The organism is Pseudomonas sp. AGC41 (assembly GCF_057334555.1).
Genome location: NZ_JBHFJB010000068.1, coordinates 1 through 1,671, shown reverse-complemented (window position 1 = coordinate 1,671; position 1,671 = coordinate 1). Strand labels below are relative to the sequence as shown.

Annotated in this window: 2 protein-coding genes; both read right to left on the bottom strand. The window is 52.5% G+C overall.

Features of this window, described 5'->3' with window-relative positions:
* Nucleotides 1–112 precede the first annotated feature (112 nt).
* Complete coding sequence (locus tag ACE04F_RS13180; RefSeq protein WP_486107277.1) at nt 113–535, bottom strand: hypothetical protein; 423 nt, start codon at nt 533–535, stop codon at nt 113–115.
* An 82-nt stretch (nt 536–617) separates the two neighbouring features.
* The coding region (locus tag ACE04F_RS13175; protein ID WP_486107276.1) for an RHS repeat domain-containing protein at nt 618–1,671 on the bottom strand (1,054 nt) is incomplete at its 5' end.

Sequence of the window (1,671 nt, the reverse complement as noted above, 5' to 3'; positions counted from 1 at the left end):
TCGCGACCCAGCGGGAGCAAGCACCCTCGCCACGGAGAGCGAATCTGTCGATGGGGTGGCCAGTTAATCAAACCTGTAGTGGGGTAAGGAACTCTCTCGGAGATATAAGCGACTATATGTAATCCCAAGTAGATTGGTCCTCGGTTTCTGCTTTTTTTAGATCGTCTGCCCATAATGCAGTCGCCAATCTATATATATCTTCAAAAAAAGCCCTGGGATTATCCATTGTGTCCCATCCGCAGGGGAGTGATGAGCATTCCTGGCAGTCATGTTCTAATAAAGCCTGAAAATCATAACTACCGTCGTGCAATGCTTCCTCTAAGCTTTTGTACAGTGCAAACTTTTGTCTATGCGTTATTTTCCAGCGCTTAGACAGCGAATAATTTAGGATTAGGAACTCTCGATCCGTTGGGTTGTTAGGGTCAAATTTTGCCAGTTCTTCCCCTAGTGTCTCCTCCCGATCGTAGATATCAAAACATCCCAAAAAATACGCAGGCGTGGGTAGATATGGTTGGCCAGTGCTAGGGTCGATCACTTTGTTTTATCCTATTTAATTGGGTAGAGTGTAAATGGAACTTCGGTGTCTCGATCAAACTTCATTTCTATTCGATTCATTGTTACCAATTTCGGGTCGCTTGGATTTTTAGGGTTTGGGATGTAGCCCTCTCCCGCACCTGGAAATCTGCCCGTATATACTTGCTTCCGCTTTTATCTATTAATAATTTGTGACCATTATTTTTCTTTGCAATTAATGCTTCATAGGCTTTTAACTGAAGTTCCCAGCTGTAAAATCTCGAACTAGGATTACCCTTCTTATGCCATGGGGTTTTGCCGCTTAACGGGTCTGTCCCATCTATTGCACGCCGCTTCCACACTTGATCTGAAACCGCAGGGCTATGTTTACCAACCATATGCATGCTTTGTTCCCTATCTAGACGCCTCACTTCTTTTTCAGCCAACTCTTCGGTGGTCGGCTTGGGCAGCGCCGGCTCTCCCTCATCCACCCCAACCTTAGCCGCCGGATCCTGCTCCCCAACCGCCGGCTTCTTACATCCATCTCCCGGACAATCGTCCAACCCCAACGGATCCACCCACCCCGTCGGGTTCAGGGTGTACCGGTAGCCATTGAGCCCACCCGCCAGCTTGCTCGGGTCAGGCGTCAGGTACCGCCCCGTGTCCGGATTGTAGTACCGGTGCCGGTTGTAATGCAGGCCGCTTTCCAGGTCGTGGTATTGGCCTTGGAACCGCAGCGGTTGGTTCAGTTGTTTGCTGGCGCCGTGGGCGAGTTTGCTGAGTTTGCCGTAGCCGGTGTAACGCGCCGCCCAGACGATTTCGCCCTGGTGGCTGGTCAGTTCCTGCGGTGTGCCGAGGTGGTCGTTGTGGTAGTAGAACGGCGTGGCGTTTTGCGGGCCTTGGCCTTCGAGCAGGGCGAGGGGGCGGAAGGTGCCGGGTTCGTAGACGTAGCTTTGGTAATGGTGGTCGCTGCTTTCGGCGATGAGCTGGTCGCCTTGCCAGATGAATTCGGTGGTCTGGCCGTCCACGGTCTTTTCGATGCGTCGGCCGAAGGCGTCGTAGCGGTAGGACGTTTCGTTGCCGTCCGGGCTGGTGTGGCCGATCAGGCGGTGTTGGCTGTCGTAGCGGTATTCGGTGACCAGGCACTGGGCTTTGCCG